The organism is Paenibacillus sp. P32E, assembly GCF_001909085.1.
Taxonomy (GTDB): domain Bacteria; phylum Bacillota; class Bacilli; order Paenibacillales; family Paenibacillaceae; genus Paenibacillus_AQ; species Paenibacillus_AQ helianthi.
Map to the genome: position 1 here is coordinate 214,910 of NZ_LVYY01000077.1, position 18,516 is coordinate 233,425.

Below are 18,516 nucleotides of genomic sequence, written 5' to 3' on the forward strand. Positions count from 1 at the left end.
CGAAATTCATCGCAGCTGTTGAACTGTATGCTATGCTGCCCAATTTCACTGAGCAAAGCAATCGTATTTTTCCTTCTATCATATTCCAGTTTGTTCCAATAAAATAGATAGATGGTGATGTGATGGCTGGAAATCTAATGACGGCTTGCCGCATGAACCGGGCGGGGGTGAGATAATCAGGAACATATCTTTGTTAAAAGGGATTCGTTATTTTTTCTCGGCGGCAGTCATTGTCTTTGCAATTCTTGTATTTATCAAGCCTAATGAAAATGTACGGTTGCTATTGACGAGCTTAAGCATAAGTATGATGTGTTTATTTCAAGCGATTGAGACCAGAGCCGCACCGGCAAAAGCTGGTTCACGCCAATATGCTAATTATGTGCTGCTGCTGGTTGCATCCGCCGTGAATCTGGCTGCTTCTCTGTATATATTTAGCAGCCTTTTTTAGAGTGCTTATGCTCCAGGCCAACAAGCGTCCACAAGCCGTAAAGGCTGGGGACGCTTGTTTTTTTGGACCTGTCACGATACAGACGCCGGAGCTAACGCACCTGACAAGCCCCCTTACATCAGCTGCTCCTTTATTTTTATATGGCGATACAGCAGATATGCCGAAACAGAGCACAACAGCGCACACAGTCCGATGAAGCCGTAGCCAGCCTGCAGTCCGCGCAGCAGTCCGATTCCCTCCTCTTGTCCCGAGGAGAATAGCTTCTTAATCCCTTCGGTGATGGCACCGATGAAGTAGTTGCCCAGCACGCTGGCAACACCGATGAGGGTGACGACGAAGGTGATTGCCGTATCACTTCCATTGCGGTAGCGGTCAGCGATCAGCGCCATAACTGTCGGGTAAATGGGCGCGATGCCGAGACCGGCGATGGCGAACAACACGGCTCCCGGTTCTCCCCAGAGGATGGCAGCGAAAGTACAGATGCCCGAGAATGCAGAGAACACAATCAGCGACAACGCAAAACCGATCTTGTCCGTCAGGGGTCCGAGCACAAGCCGGGCCAGCGTGAAGCAGAGGAAGAACGCGGACAGCATGCCGGCCGCGGCTGGTGTTTCCCAGCCGTAGGCTTTTTCCAGGAAATTGACCAGCCAGCCGCCGACAGCCAGCTCTGAGATCACGCCGAACGAAAGAACAGCAACCAGCAGCCAAATGACCGGATCACGGGAAATCGCGGAGAGCGGAATCCGGTCCTCTGTCCGTGTGGCATCGCCGGGGAACTTGCCCAGAAACGCTGGAATCATAGGAATCATGGACAGCATCAGAATCATCAGATACACTCCGCGCCAATCCAGCATATGGCCGAATACCGTCACCGTCATCAGCCCGGAGGAGATCAAGGGAGCGACGGTTGAGCTTAGCCCATAGAAGAAGTGGGACAGGTTCATCATCGTCCCGGTATTCTTCACAAAGATCCTTGCTCCAAGCACTGCGAGACCGATTTCCAGCATGCCGTTACCGATATACATCAGGAAAAAAGAGCCTGACAGCGCCGGGTAGCTATGGGAGAGGAAGATGAACACACCGGAAACGGCCATGGAGCCGAAGGCGAGCAAGCTGACCGCCTTGATGCCGATCTTGCGGATCAGCAGGGCAGTAAGGGTGCAAGCCAGCAGATACCCGAGTGAGTTCAGCGACAGCAGGGTACCGAGCTGCATCTCATCCAGCCGGAGATCACTCTGGATACGCGGGATGGCGGGACCTTTAATATTTTCTGAAAAGCCGAAGATCAGATAGCCAATGAATACAGTCAGCAGCTGCAGTGTATAATTGCGTTTGGATGAAGCGGAATGGAGAGCCGGATCAGCTTTCAAGATGTACCTCCTGGAGTTAAAGTGCGTCCTGGTTAGGGTTCTAACCGCATGAGGTTCATTATACCACCGCTCACTCTGTCCAAGGAACCAGATTAGGATGCTGGTCAAGAATGGACATATACTGCTCTTTCCAGCCGTACTGGCCATCAGGATCAAGCAGCATATAGCGCAGATATTTATCCAGCCGGAATTCTGCCTTGGACCAGCCCAGGTGTTTCAGCCGCAGATTGCTTAGCAGATGGGGAAGCTCAAAAACATTCTCCGGCAGCCGTCCACAGTGCTGGGGGAGATCATTCCATGCATAGCTGAAATCCTTGCGGTAGCGGATCAGAAAGGGCCGGTAGCTCAGATGGGAGCGCCAATACTTGTCTTCACGGTAATGACGGTCATCCCAGAAATCGTACAGGCGGAAGCAGAACAGATCGCAGTTGTCCTCACGCAGCAGGCTGTCGATGTCTCCGGCAAACCGCTCTTCAAAAATCTCATCCGCATCCAGACTAAGTATCCATTCGGGATCAGTTTTCACAACTTCCTCCCATTGCTGCTTGCGCAGCTCGGATTCATTGCTGAACTTGGAGATGCTGTTGCGCACAAGGTGAAGCGGAATCCCCTGAAGAACCTCCCGGCAGATGTCAGCCGTACCATCGGTGCTGCCGTCGTCGATGATAACCGCCTCGTCGATGTACTGGCGGTGTGTCTGCAGAACCTGCCGCAGGAACCGCTGGCCTTCATTCTTGACCACCATGGTCAGGGTCAGCTTGGGTCTGCGGAGTGCAGCCCGTCTTTCAAAAGATACAGCAAATTCAGCTGCCGCACGGGCAGCCTTGTTGCTGTCTGTTCCCGCTTCCGGCAGCGGCGCCTTGTGCAGTCGCTGTAGGGCCTCCGCCTCCGTCCAAGGCTTGGCGCCGTCCCGGGCGGCGGGTGGTGCAGCCGCTTCAGCCCCGGCACCATCTGGTGCAGTCCGCTTGTGCCCTTCGTTCTCCCCGGCCCTGTCCTCCGTCTCTTCCGTTGTTTCAGCTTCAGCCTGCCCTACCGCTTCTTCAGCTCTTTCATTCTCTGCGTCCTCCTGAGCAAGAACCTCTGGTTCCACCCCGCAGAGCCGGATGAAATCTGCCACCTTGTCAAGGTCGCTGTCCCTGTACAGGTGCAGCGCCGGATAATGGGTATCCACATAGAGTGGAATGCCCAGGGCGGCGGCGCGGATGCAGAAGTGGCGGTCTTCGCCCCAGTAGGAGATATTGCGGACCCTGTCATAGCTTGCGCCTGCAGTAATCGCCTTACGGCTGATCAGGGTACATGCGCCCAGTCCGCCAACTTCATAGATGCCCGGCTGCTGTAGCTTGGCCAGAAACTGGTGGAATCTGCGGTTGATTTCCTCCTGGCTGAGCTGCTCGCCCGGCTCTGCTTCCCATTGGTTGTATTCATCATGCATCCAGACCTGCGGCTGCAGCAGGGTGCCCGGCTGCCATTGCGTCCAGAAGACCTCGGAAATAATGTCCCTGTCTGTTCCAATCAGGTGCAGCAGCGTGTCCGGGTGCAGAATCAGGTCGGAATCGATCAGGAACAGATAATCATAGTCGAAGGCTTCAGCCCGCCGGATCATCAGGTTCTTGAAGCCCGCCACCTTCCAGACGAGGCTGGAGTTCCAGAAATGGGTTGTATCATTGCGGATATAGGCGTCATGAAGGCCGGAGGATTGCAGGAATACTTCATTTCTGCGGGCTGCAAAGGCCTCAAGCACACGGCTGGATGCCTCATCCTCGTTGTCGTCGATCAGATAGAAATCCAGTTCGAAATTAACGCGCCGCAAGCGCAGCAGAGAATTCAGGAATTCCTGCAGAATCTGCGGCTTCTGGTGAATCGGGCTGCCAAGCAGCACCCGCTTCTTGCTCTCGTTCATCATGGTCCACTCCAGTACAGATAGATGTATGGATTATATGTATTCAATATATTTGCAGAGGTACTGGACTAACCCTCATTTTTTGCGGGATAAAGAGTTCAAACCATGTTTTTCCTTCGTGTTACATTTATGTTAATTCACATCCATTGTAATTCCGAGTATTCCGATATATAATTCAGAAAAATAAAGAGTGAGCTTGCTCATAGACAATGGAGGAGAGAAAGATATGCGCAGAGGGTTATCTGGGGTTATAGCTATCATATTGTTAACATTTTTGATTAGTGCGTGCTCCGGGGGGAACAACGCCGCATCACCGGCAGCAAGCGGGACGCCGGCGGAATCACAGCAGCCTGCTGCGGGCGAAGGGCCGAAGGATGGTGGAAGCCTGATTATCGGCGTAGCAGCCGACCCGGTAGTGCTTAATCCGAACTATGCGGGTGACCGTGTCAGCCTGACGATTGACCAGGCGCTGTACGCGCCGCTGTTCCAGGTCAACAATGGGAAGAAAACCTTTTATCTGGCGGACAGCCTGACACCATCTGCCGATAATCTTACCTATACACTGAAGCTGAAGAGCGGACTTACCTGGCATGATGGGGAGAAGCTTACAGCCGATGATGTAGTGTTCACTATCGAGAAGATTCTGGATGAGAAGCAGAACAGCTTCCTGCGGGCCAACTTCCTGATTAATGACCAACCAATCACCGCCACGAAGGTGGACGATCTGACTGTGGAATTCAAGCTGCCGCAGGTCAGTCCGGCTTTCGAGGCTACGCTGGTGCAGGTCACTCCGATTCCAAAACACATTTTTGAGAATGAAACCGATATTGAGAAAAGCACCAAAAACGCTGCTCCGATAGGCTCCGGCCCATTCAAGTTCAAAGAATACAAAGCAGGCGAATATCTGACACTGGAGCGTTTTGACAACTATTTCGGCGGCAAGCCGCACCTGGATTCAGTGACCTACCGGATTGCCAAGGATGCGAACGCAGCCAATCTGGCCTTGCAGAACGGTGAAATTAATGTGCAATACCTTGATCCTAAGGATGTAAGCACGATTCAAGCGACCAACAACTTTGAAATCCTGCCGTACGCCGAAGGACGTTTGTCGTATCTGATGTTCAATGCGAACAGCGATACCGGTGTCCTGGCCAAAAAAGAAGTCCGTCAAGCCCTGTCACTGGCACTCAGCCGTGATGAAATCATCCAGACCGCCTACACTTCCAGTGAATATGCGGATCCGGCTAAATCCTTCCTGACTCCGGATGCATTGTACTTCACGAATGATGTGCCAACCTTTGATAACGATGCAGCGAAGGCCAAGGAAATGCTCCAAGCCGCAGGAGTCAGCAATCTGAAGCTGAGATTCATCGTGCAGAGCGGCAACAAGGCACAGGAAGCCATCTCGCTGTATGTACAGCAGAAGCTGAAGGCCGTCGGCGTGGATGTTGAACTGAAGAGTATGGATTCTTCGGCCTGGGTCCAGAAGTTCATTGACCTGAAGGCTACTGATTTCGAACTGGCCCTGACCGGCTATATTATGGGTTATGATCCAGATGCTTACCGCATTCTGTTCACCTCGGGAGCGTCTTCGAACTATTCGCATTATGCGAATCCTGAAGTCGACAAGCTGTTGAATGAAGGTGCGGGCGAAGCCGACCCAGCCAAACGTGCGGATATTTACAAAAAAGCGCAGGAGATTGTCGCCGGGGATGCGCCGATCTATCCCATCGCATATACCAAAACCGTTGTCGCTATTTCCAAGAACTACGGCGGTCTTGAAGAAGCGGTACTGAAGCCTGTCGTGATTTTCGAAGACCTGTCCAAGATCTATCAGAAATAAGCGCGGGAAAAATAAGTGCGGGAAAAAATAAGCTGGGCCGCCCAGCTTATTTTTTTGCCGGCGGGGAGCGGGAGAAGCTGCGTATGAGACAACTCATCGTACGAAGATTGCTGCAAACACTGCCGATGCTGTTCTTTGTGTCGGTAGTGTGCTTTACCATGATCAAGCTGGCTCCGGGAGATCCGGTGCTGTCTTTTGTTACACCGAATATGCATGCGGATGACATTGAGCGTATCCGTCATAACCTGGGACTGGACAAACCGGCCTATATTCAGTATTTCATCTGGATCAAAGAAATGGCACAGGGGAACTTCGGGTATTCCCTGGTTAATCACCAGCCCGTCCTTGGGCAAATTCTGGAGCGCCTGCCGGCAACCGCCGGTCTGATGGGCAGCGCGATTGCGCTGGCTGTGCTGCTCTCGATTCCGCTCGGCCTGATTGCCGGAGCGAACCGCAACCGCTGGGCCGACAAGCTGATTAACTTCATTTCTTATGTTGGAATCTCCATTCCATTATTCTGGCTGGCGATTCTGCTGATGTACCTGTTCGCGATCAAGCTTCACCTGCTCCCAAGCATGGGCATGCGCACCATTGGGGTAGAATCCGCGGCGGATGTGCTTAAGCACGGCATTTTGCCTTGCTCCGTGCTGGCCTTTGGTTTTCTTGCCGGTTATGTGCGTTATATCCGCTCCAGCACTATTGGGCAGCTGAAGGAGGAATATGTACAGATTCAGTATGCTTTTGGCTCCAAAAAGTCAACGATATTGTTCCGTCATGTCCTGAAGCATGTGCTGCTGCCGGTGATTACGCTGCTCGGTATGTCGATGGGGGATCTGGTGGCGGGTGCTATCGTGACGGAGACGGTTTTTTCCTGGCCGGGCATTGGCTCACTGGGCATGACAGCAGTCAAGGGAATGGATTATCCGCTAATCATGGGGATTACCCTGTTCTCCTCCCTGATGCTGATCTTTGGCAATCTGGTGGCAGATATACTCTACAGCTTCGTGGACCCGCGAATCCAACTAAAGGGGTGACCTCATGAACCGCAGTAAATGGAAAAATGTAAAAGACGAGCTGTTTGCGAACGGTCTGGGTGTCGCCGCCTTGCTGACTCTGATCGTGTTCACGCTTGGGGCAGTGTTTGCCTTTCTGTCCGGCTATGATCCCAATGCCATGGAGGCCATGGCCCGGCTCAAGCCGCCGGGTGCCGGCCACTGGTTCGGTACGGACGATTATGGCCGCGATTATGTGGCGAGAGCGCTATACGGCGGGCGCATCTCTCTCCTGGTCGGCTTCGCTTCGATGATTGTGGCAACAGGCATCGGGGCTACCATAGGTGTAATCAGCGGTTACTTTGGCGGCTGGCTGGATAATCTGCTGATGCGGATGCTGGATGTAATCATGTCGATCCCGTCCTTTCTCATTCTGCTGCTGCTCAGCGTGTATTTGAAGCCAAGCGTCGGTAACCTTATCATTATTATTGCCCTCTTGATGTGGATGAACGTGGCCCGGGTCGTCCGGGCGGAGACGATGACGATCAAGGAACGTGAATATGTGCTCTATGCCAAAGCTTCAGGACAAAGCGCCTCCGGCATCATTTGGCGGCATATTCTTCCCGGCCTGGTCCCGGTCATTATCGTAGGTGCGACGAACAATATCGCTTCAGCGATTATGATGGAATCCTCGCTGAGCTTTCTCGGGTTTGGCGTGCAGCCGCCGAATGCGACGTGGGGCAGCATGCTGAACAGCGCGCAGGGCTATATTGCCCAGGCGCCTTATCTCGCGCTGTTCCCGGGTCTTTTGATCCTGCTGACTGTACTGAGCTTTAATGTGCTGGGTGATATTTTACGTGTCGGCTTTGAACCGAAGCTGATGCGGAGATAGGGAGAGTGAAGACATCATGACAAAGCGGCTGCTGTCTGTTGAGGATTTACAGGTTTCGTTCGCTACCCGGGATGGGGAGAACCAGGCCGTCCGGGGGGTCAGCTTTCATATCGATGCTGGTGAAACGGTGGGGATTGTCGGGGAATCCGGTAGCGGCAAAAGTGTCACGGCCAAAGCGATCATGTCGTTGATTACGCCTCCGGGACGCATAACAGCCGGGAATATCGAGTTTCGGGGCGAGCGTCTGACCGGACTTTCAGAGAAGGAGTGGCGGAGTCTGCGGGGCAACCGGATCGCGATGGTCTTTCAAGACCCGATGACCTCCCTGAATCCGGTGAAAAAAATCGGCCAGCAACTGACGGAGGTCATCCGCAGGCACCGTGGATTGAATAAAGAAGCGGCGGTTGCCGAAGCAGCCAGGATGCTGCTCCAGGTAGGTATCCAGAATCCGGAGCAGCGTCTGAAGCAGTATCCGCATGAATTCAGCGGCGGAATGCGTCAGCGCGTAATGATCGCCATGGCATTGTCCTGCCAGCCGGAGCTGCTGATCGCTGACGAGCCGACAACAGCGCTGGATGCGACGATACAGGCGCAGATCCTGGACCTGTTCAAGGAACTCAAAGAGAATTCTGATACGGCCATCGCATTGATTACCCATGATCTGGGTGTGGTCGCCCAGGTCTGCACCCGCGTGATTGTGATGTACGGGGGGCTGATTATGGAGGAAGGGACGGTGGAGGATATCTTTTACCGTCCCCGGCATCCGTACACGGAGGGCTTGCTGCGCTCGATTCCGAAGCGCGGCGGTGGTTCACGTGAGCGGCTGATTCCCATTGAAGGCACACCGCCGGATCTGCTCGACCCGCCGCCGGGATGCCCGTTCATGGAGCGCTGCCCCCATGCTTTTGCCCGCTGCAGCGAACGCCCGCCTGTAGTAGAACTCACTCCGGGCCACCGCTCTATGTGCTGGCTGGCGGAGAGTACGCAGGATCAGACTGCAGTTCATGCTGAGGGGAGGAATTCCGGTGAGTGAGAGCAAAGTATTGGTGGATGTGAATAATCTTCAAAAGCACTTCTCTAAAGGCAAGGATATGCGCGGACGCGATACAGCTGTGCTGAAGGCTGTCGATGGCGTAAGCTTTCAGATCCGCCAGGGAGAAACCTTCGGGCTGGTGGGCGAATCGGGCAGCGGCAAGTCCACAGTGGGGCGCTGCCTGCTCCGGTTGTATGATTATACCGGCGGTGAGGTTTTCTTTGATGGCCAGCCGCTTGGCAAGCTTGGGGAGAAGGGACTCAAGCCTTTCCGCCGCCGCATTCAATCGATCTTTCAGGACCCGTACTCTTCCCTGAATCCGAGCTTGAATGTGCTTGAACTGATCAGTGAACCGATGAAGATCCATGGCATCTATAAGGGCAAAGAACGCAAGGAGGCGGTCGCCGCACTGCTGGAACGGGTAGGGCTTAAGCGGGAGCATCTGTACCGTTTTCCCCATGAGTTCAGCGGCGGGCAGCGGCAGCGCATCTCCATTGCACGGGCATTGTCGGTCCGGCCAGAATTTGTCGTCTGTGACGAGCCCATTTCGGCGCTGGACGTTTCGGTTCAGGCCCAGGTCGTCAATATGCTGGAGGACCTGCAGTCCGAGTTCGGTCTCACCTATCTGTTCATTGCCCATGACCTGTCGATGGTCCGGCATATATCGGACCGCATCGGTGTCATGTATGGCGGACGGCTGGTTGAGGTAGCGGACAGCGACGAATTGTATGACAACCCGCTCCATCCCTATACTAAGGCACTGCTATCCTCCATTCTGGAGACGGACCCGCGTAAGGGCAGCCAGAGAATCAGGCTGGAGGGCTATTCTGGTGAACGGGAAGCAGCTGCACAGGCAATGCTGCGTGAAGTAAGCCCGGGCCACTATGTGGCTCTTGACTGAATACAGCACCAATTTACAATGATAATGGGAGGTAATGAGATGACAGAGACCGTACAAAAAGTAAAATTGTCGCAATGGGATGCCCTGCTGGTAGAATCTCTGCGGTCCCTCGGCTGGTCCGATGACGAACTGCTGCGCAGAGTAGAGGCAGGCGAACTGCCGGTGGATGAAAGTGAATATGAATTTGATTATGCCCAGCTGGCCGTTCTGGCGGGTGAGCAGCCGGAAACATTCCGCCAGGCGGTAACGCAAGGCTACCAGATCAAATACAATACCATTCGCGGCATTCGCAGCTGGATTTCTGTTGCTCTTGGCAAGCAGGCCGAGCTGGAGCTGGAGGAAGGTAAGGAAGCGGCTGAAGTGGCTTTGACCGAAGCCGAGAAAGACAGACTGGCTTCTGTGCTCTCCTTCGGCTGGCAGATTACAGGCGGGCCATCAGGTACTGGCGGAACCGGAGTATACCGGATTGAGCCGATCCAGAGATAAGTGTGATGTGAAACGTGAGGACAGGCAATAGACAGTTATTCGCCTATGGCTGTTCCAAACGCAGGTAAAACTGAAAACCGGACCGGGCAAGAGCTGCCCCAGTCCGGTTATTTTTTTCATCTATTTGTGCTTTTTCAGCAATAAGGGTAAGCGTGACCTACATATTCAACTGGATCTTACGGGTGCTGAGCACACCTTCCAGGCCGGTAGGGTCTGTGCTTACTTTGCGGGAGACGAATTTCTCAGCCTGCTCTGAAGTGCGGATACGGAGCGGCTTGGTCTCCATTTGCACCAGGTCCCACATCACTTCGGCGACGGAGTCAGCGGTCTGAGGCTCCGTATTACGCTCAAGGAACGTGGCTCTGTAGGCATCCAGAATCGGCTTATATTCGTCTTCCAGAATGCCACCGGTATTGGCTACATGACCAAGCACGGTGTTGTTGAACTCCGTGGCAATTGCCCCGGGCTCAAGCAAAGAGATATCAATGTTGAACTGTGGTTTGTAATAGGTAGCCATACTTTCCAGCAGGCCTTCCAGAGCGAACTTGCTGGCACAGTAGATCTCGTTCATAGGCTGGCCCACTAGTCCGCCCACGCTGGAGGTCGCCACAATATGTCCATATCCGGTCTTCCGAAGCAGAGGAAGCGCCGCACGGATCGTATGCATCACCCCATAGACATTGGTGTCAAATACGCGGTGGATATCTTCAATCGGTGCTTGTCCAAGCGCCCTGAGGTAGCCGAAGCCAGCGTTGCAGAACAATACATCCAGGCGGCCTTGCTCCTGCTCAATCTGATCGATTACCCGCTGAATGCTGTCAGGTTCTGTGACTTCCAGTTCTACGAATTTCAGATGAGGCACTTCGCTGTAACGCTCCTGATCCCGTTCCAGGTTGCGGGTTCCCGCATAGACAGTCCAGCCTTCCTTAGCGAATTTTAGAGCCGAAGATAGCCCGATTCCGGATGATGCGCCGGTGATGCAGATAATTTTCCCCATAAAGGTTAAGCCTCCAGTTCTTAAAATATAAGGATGTATAGGTTTCGCGCTATAAATCATACTTCTATTTCCCGCTGAAACGGATTTCTGAAAGCGATACGTAGTATCGCTGCTTCAGGAGCATAAGCTTTTACAAGAAGCGAAGCCGTTTCCACTGGCATATTATAACATATAACAGTCCAGCTCCCGAAATCCGACATAAAGTTAGTGTTTTCGCAGATTTGAAGAGGCTTGCAGTTGCTATAAGTGATTTGGGTAATGTAGACTATATGATAAAGTCTTAATTGCAAGCGAATGGAGAGGAACAGAGGAACAATGGATGTATTTAAGCGTTATTACGCGAATTTAACAGTTCGGCGCTTTTTGATTTTGGCGCTGATCGCACTGTTGCTGTACAGTATCCGGGATATGCTCAACCTGGTGCTGCTGACGTTTTTGATTGCTTATGTAATGAATAGCTTTCAGGTGCTGCTGTCCAAGCAGATCGGCAAATTCGTCAAGGTGAACAGCAAGGTTATTATTGTCGTCTTGTACCTCGCCCTAATCACGATGATTGTGCTGGCGCTCGTCAAATATCTGCCCAAAGTGTATACGCAGATTAAGCAGTTGACCGATTTTCTAACCACTCTAACCTCTGAAGATCTCCCGCAGAACGAAATTACACAGTACCTGTTCAATCAGTTGAAGGATTTGAATTATGAATCCTATATGACCCACGGCATTGGATATGTGCTCAAAATTAGTAACTGGGGGACCACCTTCGTATTAGCAACTATTCTAAGCTTTGTCTTCATCCTTGAGAAAACCCGCATTGTTAACTTTACTTCCCGTCTGAGAGACAGCAAGATTGCCTGGTTCTATGTGGAACTGGAGTACTTTGGCAAGAAATTCATCTCTTCTTTCGGCAAGGTTATTGAAGCACAAATTCTCATTGCTCTTTTCAATACCCTGTTCACTGTGGTGGGCTTATGGATCATGGGCTTCTTTTTTGAGCCGTTCCCGTACCTTTTCGCGCTGGCGATCATGATCTTCCTGCTTAGCTTGATTCCGGTGGTTGGGTTTTTGATTTCACTCATTCCGTTGTGTATCATCGGCTACAATATCGGTGGTCTCGTAATGACGCTGTACGTGCTGGGACTGATTGCTGTGCTGCATTTCATGGAAGGCTACTTCCTGAATCCGAAGCTGATGTCCTCCAAAATGAATCTGCCCATGTTCTACACCTTCATTGTGCTGTTGTTCTCCGAGCATTATATCGGCGTATGGGGTCTGATCCTTGGGATTCCTATTTTCGTCTTTTTCCTCGATATTCTGGAGGTTACCCGGGATAAACCTAAGGTGTAAGCCTTGCCTGCCGAAGTTCAATAGCAAGTGGAAACGGCTTCGCCGTCCTTATACGGACGGAATCCGTTTCAGCGAGAAATAGAAGGATGATTTATAGCGTGAAACCTATAAATCCTTATATTTTTACCAAACCAAAGTGACATTCCTGCTGACCGTAGTGTGAATGTCGCTTTTTTTGAATTGTCCGAAGGACAAATGGGCCTGCTCATAGAATGAAAGCAAATAAAAACGCTCCCGAAATTAATCGAGAACGTCGATTGGTTAGGCAGCGCACTTTGGGTGAAAAAGAGATTCAACTACGACTAAACTACATAATACTAGAAGCTTGATGGATGTTCTTAGTATTTGAATTCGCACCTCTCTGATCAGAAGTTTGTATCCGATATTGTTCAAACAGATCGACACAAGTGATTGCTATACTCTCATTGTTAATTCTAGCCGATGAGGCCACCGGGCTTGAAACAACGGCATAAATGCCGTTACTGGCGCGCAGCAGGCTGCAGGTGGCGCATCAACGACGCCGTTGCCCAACTAAAACAGGCTGTCTCCTAAGCAGTTCATTTCTGCGGAGGAGACAGCCTGTTTTTCCAGACTATATAGAGTGTATGTACCCTCTGTCAGCCGAATGAAGTCATTACACTTTGGGTCACGATCTCTTGTAATTCGGCTTTTTGTGCGGCATATTGCTGCCGGGTGATGTTGCCGCTGGCGAGGCGTTGATTAAGCTGCTGTGTAAGCTGGTTCACCTGCAAATTAATGATGTTTTCAATATTTCCACCGTTCTCTACAGCGATATCCTTCAGCGACTTGCCATCGTACAGCGCGTCATACAGCTCTTGATCGGAGGATTGATTCAACGCTTCCAGCAAATCATCTTTCTCGGCTACATTGGTGGCAGACCATTTGGCGACTGGACTCGCATTTGCGATGGGTTTGCCCCAGGTAGTTCCACCGAAGGAGATCGCTACAATCATGCTCCCGACAATCATCACTCGTTTAATATTCATACCATTCATCCTCTTTTCAAGTTATATTATATCGGCACAGGGTTATTAGTTTCATGGGTTAGGATACTTATGCTTAAATTCATTGTAACCGGCAAAGCTGAGGTTAAGCTTAACTCTTCTTTAAGATAACCTAAAGAATAGGCCTCTGCCGGATACTACGTTTTACATCATACGGGGTCTCAACTATTTTCAGGCAACGGGAACATTTCCGCATGGTGTCCGTCTGGAAGTATATGTGGAATTAGGGGCAAGATTAAGGCTGAACAGGCCGGGCATGAAATAAATAACCGCAAGTGAAGGAGGTGAACCTCAAATGACCAAAAAAGTGCTGGTAGTCGATGACGAGCCTGGTATTGTAAATGCGATTGCCTACGCGCTGAGGCGTGAAGGTTATGAGGTGGATACCGCCGGAGACGGCGAAGAGGCGCTTGCCAAAGCGCAAATTTTTCATCCCAATGTGATGGTGCTGGATGTGATGATGCCGAAGCTGAACGGGTATGATGTATGCCGCAAGCTGGAGGACCGTGATGACATCGGGATTATATTGCTCACCGTCAAAAATGACATTGTCGATAAAATCGTCGGCCTGGAGCTGGGAGCGGACGATTATATGACCAAGCCGTTTGAGATCCGCGAGCTGCTGGCCCGGGTAAAGGCGCTGCTGCGCAGGCTGGAGAAGAATACGGCCGAGGCCAAAAGCGAGCTAATCGAATATGGTGCGCTTCGGGTTCACCAGGACCGGAGATCTGTCCAGCTTGGAGAGGAACTTCTGGAGCTGACACCGAAGGAGTTCGATCTCCTGCACCTGCTGCTCTCCCATCCGCAGCGGGTCTATATGCGCGAAGAACTCCTGGAGCAGGTCTGGGAAATGGACTATGCCGGCGGTACGCGCACAGTAGACATTCACATCCAGCGGCTGCGTAAAAAACTGGGCGAGCCCTACCAGAATATTCTGCAAACCGTCTATGGGGTGGGCTACAAGGCGGTTCCGGCGGGTAGCTTCGCATGAGGATTAGCATCAAGCTGAAATTCAGCCTGTTTCTGGCGGTGCTCTTGATTCTATCGATTAGCATCCTGAGCTATTTCGTACTGCAAGGAGTAGAGCGTAACCAGCAGGCACAGATCGAGAGTGCACTCGCCCAGCATGTCAAAACAGTAAATCTGCGCGTCAAACAGACCTATTATACCGGCACACGGCTTGAGCCGCAGGCATTCATGCAGCAGCGGGGGAAAGCGCTGGCTGTAGAGCTGGCCGGGTTCACCGGGCTGCAGGTGACGCTGTACGATGCAGACGGGCAGCAGGCGGGGACATCCCGGCAGGGGGGGGACCTAGCGGCGGAGCAGAAACCCGCCGAAGCGCTAGCCTATGCGCTGCAGAACAAAATCGCCTACCAGAGCGCCGGCGATACCATGCTCTATCTGGCGCCGCTGCAGGGGCCTGATCAACAGATGGGGGTGATCCAGCTGGAGTATCCGCTGCAGGATGCCCAGAGCTTCCAGCGGACGCTGTTGAATCTCTTCCTGACCACGGGCGCCGCAGTTTTGGTCTTGAGCTTCATTGGCGGCTACCTGTATTTCAACAAGGCCGCCGCAGCCATCGGGCGGCTGAAGAGGGCGGCGGAATCGATCCGCCGCGCCGAGTACATCTCCGCTCCCCCGGTCAAGCGCAAAGATGAGCTGGGGGAGCTGGCTGAAGGCATTTACTTCATGAGCCGGGAGATCGACAGCAGCATTGCCGCGAAGGATGAAGAGCAGCGCAAGCTGCAGCTCGCCGTGCAGAAGCTTCAGGCACTGGAGCAGCAGCAGAAGCAATACATTGGCAATATCAGCCACGAATTCAAGACGCCGCTGACTTCAATCAAGGCCTATGTCGATCTCTTGAACATGTACGATGATGATCCCGAGCTATTGTCGGATGCCAAGCTCAGTATTGCGAAGGAGACGCAGCGGCTCTATGAAATGGTGGAGAAGGTGCTGCAGCTGACGGCGCTGGAGAAATATGATTTTGAATCCCAGGCGGAGCTGCTGGAGGTAGCGGGCGTATTGCAGGATATCTGCGGCCGCATGAAGGGCAAGGCAGAACGGTACGGGCTCACCATCACGCTGGACGTACAGCCGGCGCAGATCTGGATCGATAAGGAAAGCTTCATGCATATCTTCATCAATCTGCTGGATAATGCGATCAAATATAATGTCCCGCAAGGGACGGTTCATCTTCACAGCGTGGTCCGGGATCACCGGGTCTGGATCATGGTCAGGGATTCCGGCATTGGCATTCCGGCAGAATTCAGAGAGAAGATTTTTGAGCCCTTCTACACCGTAAACCGTGACCGCTCCCGACAGTCTGGAGGGACAGGATTAGGTTTGTCTCTGGTCCGTAATCTGGTGGAGAAGCAGAACGGAACCATTACCCTGCTGGAGCCGGACGGTGAAGGTGCGGCGTTTCAGCTGTCTTTTCCCGTCATGACCTGAAGGGCTTAAGTTTACAACTTGGAAACATCCGGCGGGTTATTTAGAAATAAGTATCCGTTATGCTGGGAGCAACTCAATCAGGGGGGAACCATACTATGAATCCTGACCAAAATTTCAGGCCAGGCAAAATGGTGCAGATGCTGCTGTGCAGTGCTGTTCTTCTGTCCATAGCTGCCTGCAGTACAGAGAATACGGATTCACGTCAGACTGTCGAGAAATCCGGCAAAAAAATCACGGTCATGGATAATACCAGTGAATCCGTCTATACGAAGCTAAAGCTTGCGGGTATCGAAAAAACGGAGGGCATACGGGGGTTGGATTTTGTCAGTGAGGAGGTCATAGTACTCGATAAAGAGAACCGTAATCTCCCTCCGCAGACGGTGGAAGGCCAGGAACGGTATCCGCATAATCTCTATCTCCGCACGCTCTCTTCGGGTGTGGACACGCCTCTGCAGGAGGGGGAGAAGAATTATGGTGCGGCGCAGCTGTCCCCGGACAAAAGCCGGGTTTTTTACAAAGAACTCTATGAGGCTACCGGACTTGGTTTCATTATGAATCTGGCCACGGGTGTATCTGTGAAGGCGAGTGCTGCAGAGTTCCGAAGTGAGGAAGGGTCATGGGCCGACAATGAACATGTGCTTTTCCCGGATATGGAAGGAAATATTGTAAAAGCAGACGTGAACGGCAAGCAGGAAACGGTGCTGAAGACTGGCATTCCTTACGTTCATGAGGTTGTCCAGTCCGGCAGCCGGATTCTTTATATTACGGGGGAAGACAGCCAGCTCAGCGCCTATGATACCGAAACGAAGCAGACCAAGGTGCTGAAAAAGAATGTGATGTGGGCGATCCCGTCACCGGACGGGAGCAGACTGGCGATTGTAGAGCGGACGAAGCCTGGAGAGATGGTGCTGCTGATCTGCGATAGTGAAGGCAGCGAACAGTCCCGGCTGGCGGCAGGCCAGCAGATCTTCGGGACCAGCTGGTCACCGGACGGCAGCAAGCTGGCCTATGTAACCACATCCGCTAACGCTGCCGAGGACCAGGATGGCCTGTTCATCACCGAGGTGGAGACGGGGGAGCAGACGCCTGTGCTGAATGACATTGAGGTGGCGGACCAGCTGCGCTGGAGTCCCTCGGGCAAAAAACTGCTGGCATCCGTTTCGGTCCTGAAGGATAATGCATATCAGTTCATTACGTATGTTGTAAAACTGTCTTAACCGGCCTTTGTTTGGCTTATTTTGAATTACCCTATAGAATACCCAACAGAGCATAGGCCGCCCCCTGTTCAGGATAGCGGCCTATGCTCTGTTGGGGCTGGCGTTTAATCTTTAGCTCAGCTACTTTTTGCGAGAGTAAATTTTCCAAGCTCATCCTGAAGCTGTTGCGCACTAGCGCTTAGCAGACTGGAGGAGGCTTTTACTTCTTCCATGGACGATAATTGTTCTTCAGCCGCCGCCGCCATATTTCTTGTTTCGTCGGCGGCATTTTTTGAAATGTCGACCATTTTTGTAACCGTCGCTGTGATTTGCTCCGTACCCGCAGAGACTTCTTGCGCTGATGCAGATAGATCAAGGCATATCTGCCGATTTCAGGCTCCGAAAGTTGAGTGATTAGAGCCTGTGAGTGTGATGTTTGTGTAAAAATGTTTATATATAACATTTAATTACAAAATTCCCCTTACTTCGACAAAGGCAATGTGATATATTTTGAACGAAATTGAAAAATAACCAATTTTTTCTGAAAGACGATGAAAATGGAGGCGAGTAGATGGAAGCTCTGGTATGGTCATCCAACCACAAGCTGGAACTCTGCGAATGTGAGGAGCCGCAGATTGCAGCGGCGGATGAAGTCAAAATCCGGATTGAGATGACAGGTGTGTGCGGAACGGATCTAGCGGTCATAACCGGTAAAGAGGAGGGGGTTCCAGATATTATTCGCGGTCATGAGGCTGTGGGAACCGTCGTAGAAATCGGCAGCAGCGTCGACCGCGTGAAGGTGGGAGACCGAGTAGTGATTGATCCGAATCAAAGTTGCGGTGAATGTTACTTTTGCCGGAAGAACCAGCCTAACCTGTGTACGGGCATAGACGGAAAGGGAATGCCCATTGCAGGCTTGAATCGAAATGGGACATTCACTTTTTTTTTCTCAACTGCACAAACGTTTGCGCATAGAATTCCGGACCATATGAGCTGGGAGACGGGGGTTTTGATTGAGCCGCTTGCATGTGTGCTGCACAATTTCAAGGAGGCTGGCGTTTCAGCAGATGATAAGGTCCTTGTTCTCGGGTCGGGCCCAATGGGTATTTTATGCCAAATGGTCAGCAAATCGATAGCAGCACTCACTGTTGCGACAGAAATTAACCCCTACCGGCTCGCCTTTGCAAGAGAAATTTCAGATTTCGCTATGACACCATCCCAACTCAATGAAGCCACCGTAAACGAGATCTGCTCGGGCCACAAATTTGACCTGATTATCGATACGGTGGGCACCCAGCTCGAATTCGCAGAGAAATGGATTGAGCGTGGAGGCCGTATTGTTCCTTTTGGGATTAATGCGAAATACCGGTATACCTTTTCCCCTACCAAATTTGCACAGCAGGCGATCAAAATTATCGCAGCAGGGGAGTACCGCAACATGTTCGAGGAGGCTTTACGATTTGCTGCCGAGACACCGGAATTGAAGAAACTAGTGACTAGAAAAGTGAAGTTGAATCAGCACGAAGCAGCGATAAACGAGCTTATCGGCTATGAATTGGACACTTCGAAACCGGTTGAGAGTGAAACGTTAAAGACGGTTTTTGTTCCGTAAACATAGAACTACGATCAACGAGA

The 18,516-nt window shown here is 51.9% G+C and carries 17 protein-coding genes; 12 read left to right on the plus strand and 5 right to left on the minus strand.

Annotation, left to right across the window (positions count from 1 at the left end):
• Nucleotides 1-190: 190 nt before the first annotated feature.
• Nucleotides 191-448 carry a hypothetical protein gene (locus A3848_RS30915; protein WP_074088853.1) on the plus strand — a complete coding sequence of 86 codons (258 nt, stop codon included), beginning with the start codon at nt 191-193 and terminating at the stop codon, nt 446-448.
• A 113-nt stretch (nt 449-561) separates the two neighbouring features.
• On the opposite strand, the gene A3848_RS30920 is transcribed toward A3848_RS30915, so the two are convergent.
• Both A3848_RS30920 and A3848_RS30925 read right to left on the minus strand, forming a co-directional pair.
• The gene (locus tag A3848_RS30920) at nt 562-1,818 is read right to left on the minus strand and encodes an MFS transporter (RefSeq protein ID WP_256702603.1); all 1,257 of its coding nucleotides are present in this window, start codon (nt 1,816-1,818) and stop codon (nt 562-564) included.
• Between the two features lie 70 nt (nt 1,819-1,888).
• Nucleotides 1,889-3,718 carry a glycosyltransferase family 2 protein gene (locus A3848_RS30925; protein WP_074088854.1) on the minus strand — a complete coding sequence of 610 codons (1,830 nt, stop codon included), beginning with the start codon at nt 3,716-3,718 and terminating at the stop codon, nt 1,889-1,891.
• Between the two features lie 226 nt (nt 3,719-3,944).
• Here A3848_RS30925 and A3848_RS30930 point away from each other — a divergent pair, with 226 nt between their 5' ends.
• From A3848_RS30930 to A3848_RS30955, 6 genes are all read left to right on the plus strand, one after another.
• Nucleotides 3,945-5,561, plus strand: a complete 1,617-nt coding sequence (locus A3848_RS30930; RefSeq protein WP_074088855.1) for an ABC transporter substrate-binding protein — start codon at nt 3,945-3,947, stop codon at nt 5,559-5,561.
• Nucleotides 5,562-5,644: 83 nt separating this feature from the next.
• Nucleotides 5,645-6,595 carry an ABC transporter permease gene (locus A3848_RS30935; protein WP_074088856.1) on the plus strand — a complete coding sequence of 317 codons (951 nt, stop codon included), beginning with the start codon at nt 5,645-5,647 and terminating at the stop codon, nt 6,593-6,595.
• 4 nt (nt 6,596-6,599) lie between these two features.
• On the plus strand, nt 6,600-7,445 hold the full coding sequence (locus A3848_RS30940; RefSeq protein ID WP_074088857.1) for an ABC transporter permease: 846 nt from the start codon (nt 6,600-6,602) through the stop codon (nt 7,443-7,445).
• 16 nt (nt 7,446-7,461) lie between these two features.
• A complete protein-coding gene (locus tag A3848_RS30945) occupies nt 7,462-8,478 on the plus strand; it encodes an ABC transporter ATP-binding protein (RefSeq protein WP_074088893.1) in 1,017 nt (338 codons plus the stop codon).
• Nucleotides 8,450-9,379 carry an ABC transporter ATP-binding protein gene (locus A3848_RS30950; protein ID WP_074088858.1) on the plus strand — a complete coding sequence of 310 codons (930 nt, stop codon included), beginning with the start codon at nt 8,450-8,452 and terminating at the stop codon, nt 9,377-9,379. The genes A3848_RS30945 and A3848_RS30950 overlap by 29 nt, the downstream gene beginning before the upstream one ends.
• Before the next feature lie 39 nt (nt 9,380-9,418).
• Nucleotides 9,419-9,865: a hypothetical protein gene (locus A3848_RS30955; RefSeq protein WP_074088859.1), complete on the plus strand. Its 447-nt coding sequence runs from the start codon at nt 9,419-9,421 to the stop codon at nt 9,863-9,865.
• 157 nt (nt 9,866-10,022) lie between these two features.
• On the opposite strand, the gene A3848_RS30960 is transcribed toward A3848_RS30955, so the two are convergent.
• On the minus strand, nt 10,023-10,862 hold the full coding sequence (locus A3848_RS30960; protein WP_074088860.1) for an SDR family oxidoreductase: 840 nt from the start codon (nt 10,860-10,862) through the stop codon (nt 10,023-10,025).
• Nucleotides 10,863-11,177: 315 nt separating this feature from the next.
• On the opposite strand from A3848_RS30960, the gene A3848_RS30965 reads away from it, so the two are divergent.
• A complete protein-coding gene (locus A3848_RS30965) occupies nt 11,178-12,206 on the plus strand; it encodes an AI-2E family transporter (protein ID WP_074088861.1) in 1,029 nt (342 codons plus the stop codon).
• 617 nt (nt 12,207-12,823) lie between these two features.
• Here the strand turns inward: A3848_RS30965 and A3848_RS30970 are convergent.
• Complete coding sequence (locus A3848_RS30970; RefSeq protein ID WP_074088862.1) at nt 12,824-13,213, minus strand: hypothetical protein; 390 nt, start codon at nt 13,211-13,213, stop codon at nt 12,824-12,826.
• A 313-nt stretch (nt 13,214-13,526) separates the two neighbouring features.
• Between A3848_RS30970 and A3848_RS30975 the strand changes: the two genes are divergently transcribed.
• The 3 genes from A3848_RS30975 (at nt 13,527) to A3848_RS30985 (ending at nt 16,902) form a co-directional block, all read left to right on the plus strand.
• A complete protein-coding gene (locus A3848_RS30975; RefSeq protein ID WP_074088863.1) occupies nt 13,527-14,222 on the plus strand; it encodes a response regulator transcription factor in 696 nt (231 codons plus the stop codon).
• Complete coding sequence (locus tag A3848_RS30980) at nt 14,219-15,685, plus strand: sensor histidine kinase (RefSeq protein ID WP_074088864.1); 1,467 nt, start codon at nt 14,219-14,221, stop codon at nt 15,683-15,685. Before A3848_RS30975 ends, A3848_RS30980 begins: the two co-directional genes overlap by 4 nt.
• A gap of 95 nt (nt 15,686-15,780) precedes the next feature.
• Nucleotides 15,781-16,902, plus strand: a complete 1,122-nt coding sequence (locus tag A3848_RS30985; protein ID WP_074088865.1) for a TolB family protein — start codon at nt 15,781-15,783, stop codon at nt 16,900-16,902.
• Nucleotides 16,903-17,018: 116 nt separating this feature from the next.
• Here A3848_RS30985 and A3848_RS32590 read toward each other — a convergent pair whose 3' ends face one another.
• Nucleotides 17,019-17,189: a hypothetical protein gene (locus A3848_RS32590; RefSeq protein ID WP_178382119.1), complete on the minus strand. Its 171-nt coding sequence runs from the start codon at nt 17,187-17,189 to the stop codon at nt 17,019-17,021.
• 263 nt (nt 17,190-17,452) lie between these two features.
• Between A3848_RS32590 and A3848_RS30990 the strand changes: the two genes are divergently transcribed.
• Complete coding sequence (locus A3848_RS30990; RefSeq protein WP_074088866.1) at nt 17,453-18,493, plus strand: zinc-dependent alcohol dehydrogenase; 1,041 nt, start codon at nt 17,453-17,455, stop codon at nt 18,491-18,493.
• Nucleotides 18,494-18,516: the final 23 nt, after the last annotated feature.

Excerpts from the sequence above, each read along its gene's own strand:
- A3848_RS32590 (WP_178382119.1), bottom strand. The coding sequence starts at position 17,189 with ATGGTCGACATTTCAAAAAATGCCGCCGACGAAACAAGAAATATGGCG.
- A3848_RS30970 (WP_074088862.1), bottom strand. The coding sequence starts at position 13,213 with ATGAATATTAAACGAGTGATGATTGTCGGGAGCATGATTGTAGCGATC.
- A3848_RS30990 (WP_074088866.1), top strand. The coding sequence starts at position 17,453 with ATGGAAGCTCTGGTATGGTCATCCAACCACAAGCTGGAACTCTGCGAA.
- A3848_RS30930 (WP_074088855.1), top strand. The coding sequence starts at position 3,945 with ATGCGCAGAGGGTTATCTGGGGTTATAGCTATCATATTGTTAACATTT.
- A3848_RS30945 (WP_074088893.1), top strand. The coding sequence starts at position 7,462 with ATGACAAAGCGGCTGCTGTCTGTTGAGGATTTACAGGTTTCGTTCGCT.
- A3848_RS30940 (WP_074088857.1), top strand. The coding sequence starts at position 6,600 with ATGAACCGCAGTAAATGGAAAAATGTAAAAGACGAGCTGTTTGCGAAC.
- A3848_RS30955 (WP_074088859.1), top strand. The coding sequence starts at position 9,419 with ATGACAGAGACCGTACAAAAAGTAAAATTGTCGCAATGGGATGCCCTG.
- A3848_RS30985 (WP_074088865.1), top strand. The coding sequence starts at position 15,781 with ATGAATCCTGACCAAAATTTCAGGCCAGGCAAAATGGTGCAGATGCTG.
- A3848_RS30960 (WP_074088860.1), bottom strand. The coding sequence starts at position 10,862 with ATGGGGAAAATTATCTGCATCACCGGCGCATCATCCGGAATCGGGCTA.
- A3848_RS30965 (WP_074088861.1), top strand. The coding sequence starts at position 11,178 with ATGGATGTATTTAAGCGTTATTACGCGAATTTAACAGTTCGGCGCTTT.
- A3848_RS30980 (WP_074088864.1), top strand. The coding sequence starts at position 14,219 with ATGAGGATTAGCATCAAGCTGAAATTCAGCCTGTTTCTGGCGGTGCTC.
- A3848_RS30950 (WP_074088858.1), top strand. The coding sequence starts at position 8,450 with ATGCTGAGGGGAGGAATTCCGGTGAGTGAGAGCAAAGTATTGGTGGAT.
- A3848_RS30935 (WP_074088856.1), top strand. The coding sequence starts at position 5,645 with ATGAGACAACTCATCGTACGAAGATTGCTGCAAACACTGCCGATGCTG.
- A3848_RS30925 (WP_074088854.1), bottom strand. The coding sequence starts at position 3,718 with ATGAACGAGAGCAAGAAGCGGGTGCTGCTTGGCAGCCCGATTCACCAG.
- A3848_RS30975 (WP_074088863.1), top strand. The coding sequence starts at position 13,527 with ATGACCAAAAAAGTGCTGGTAGTCGATGACGAGCCTGGTATTGTAAAT.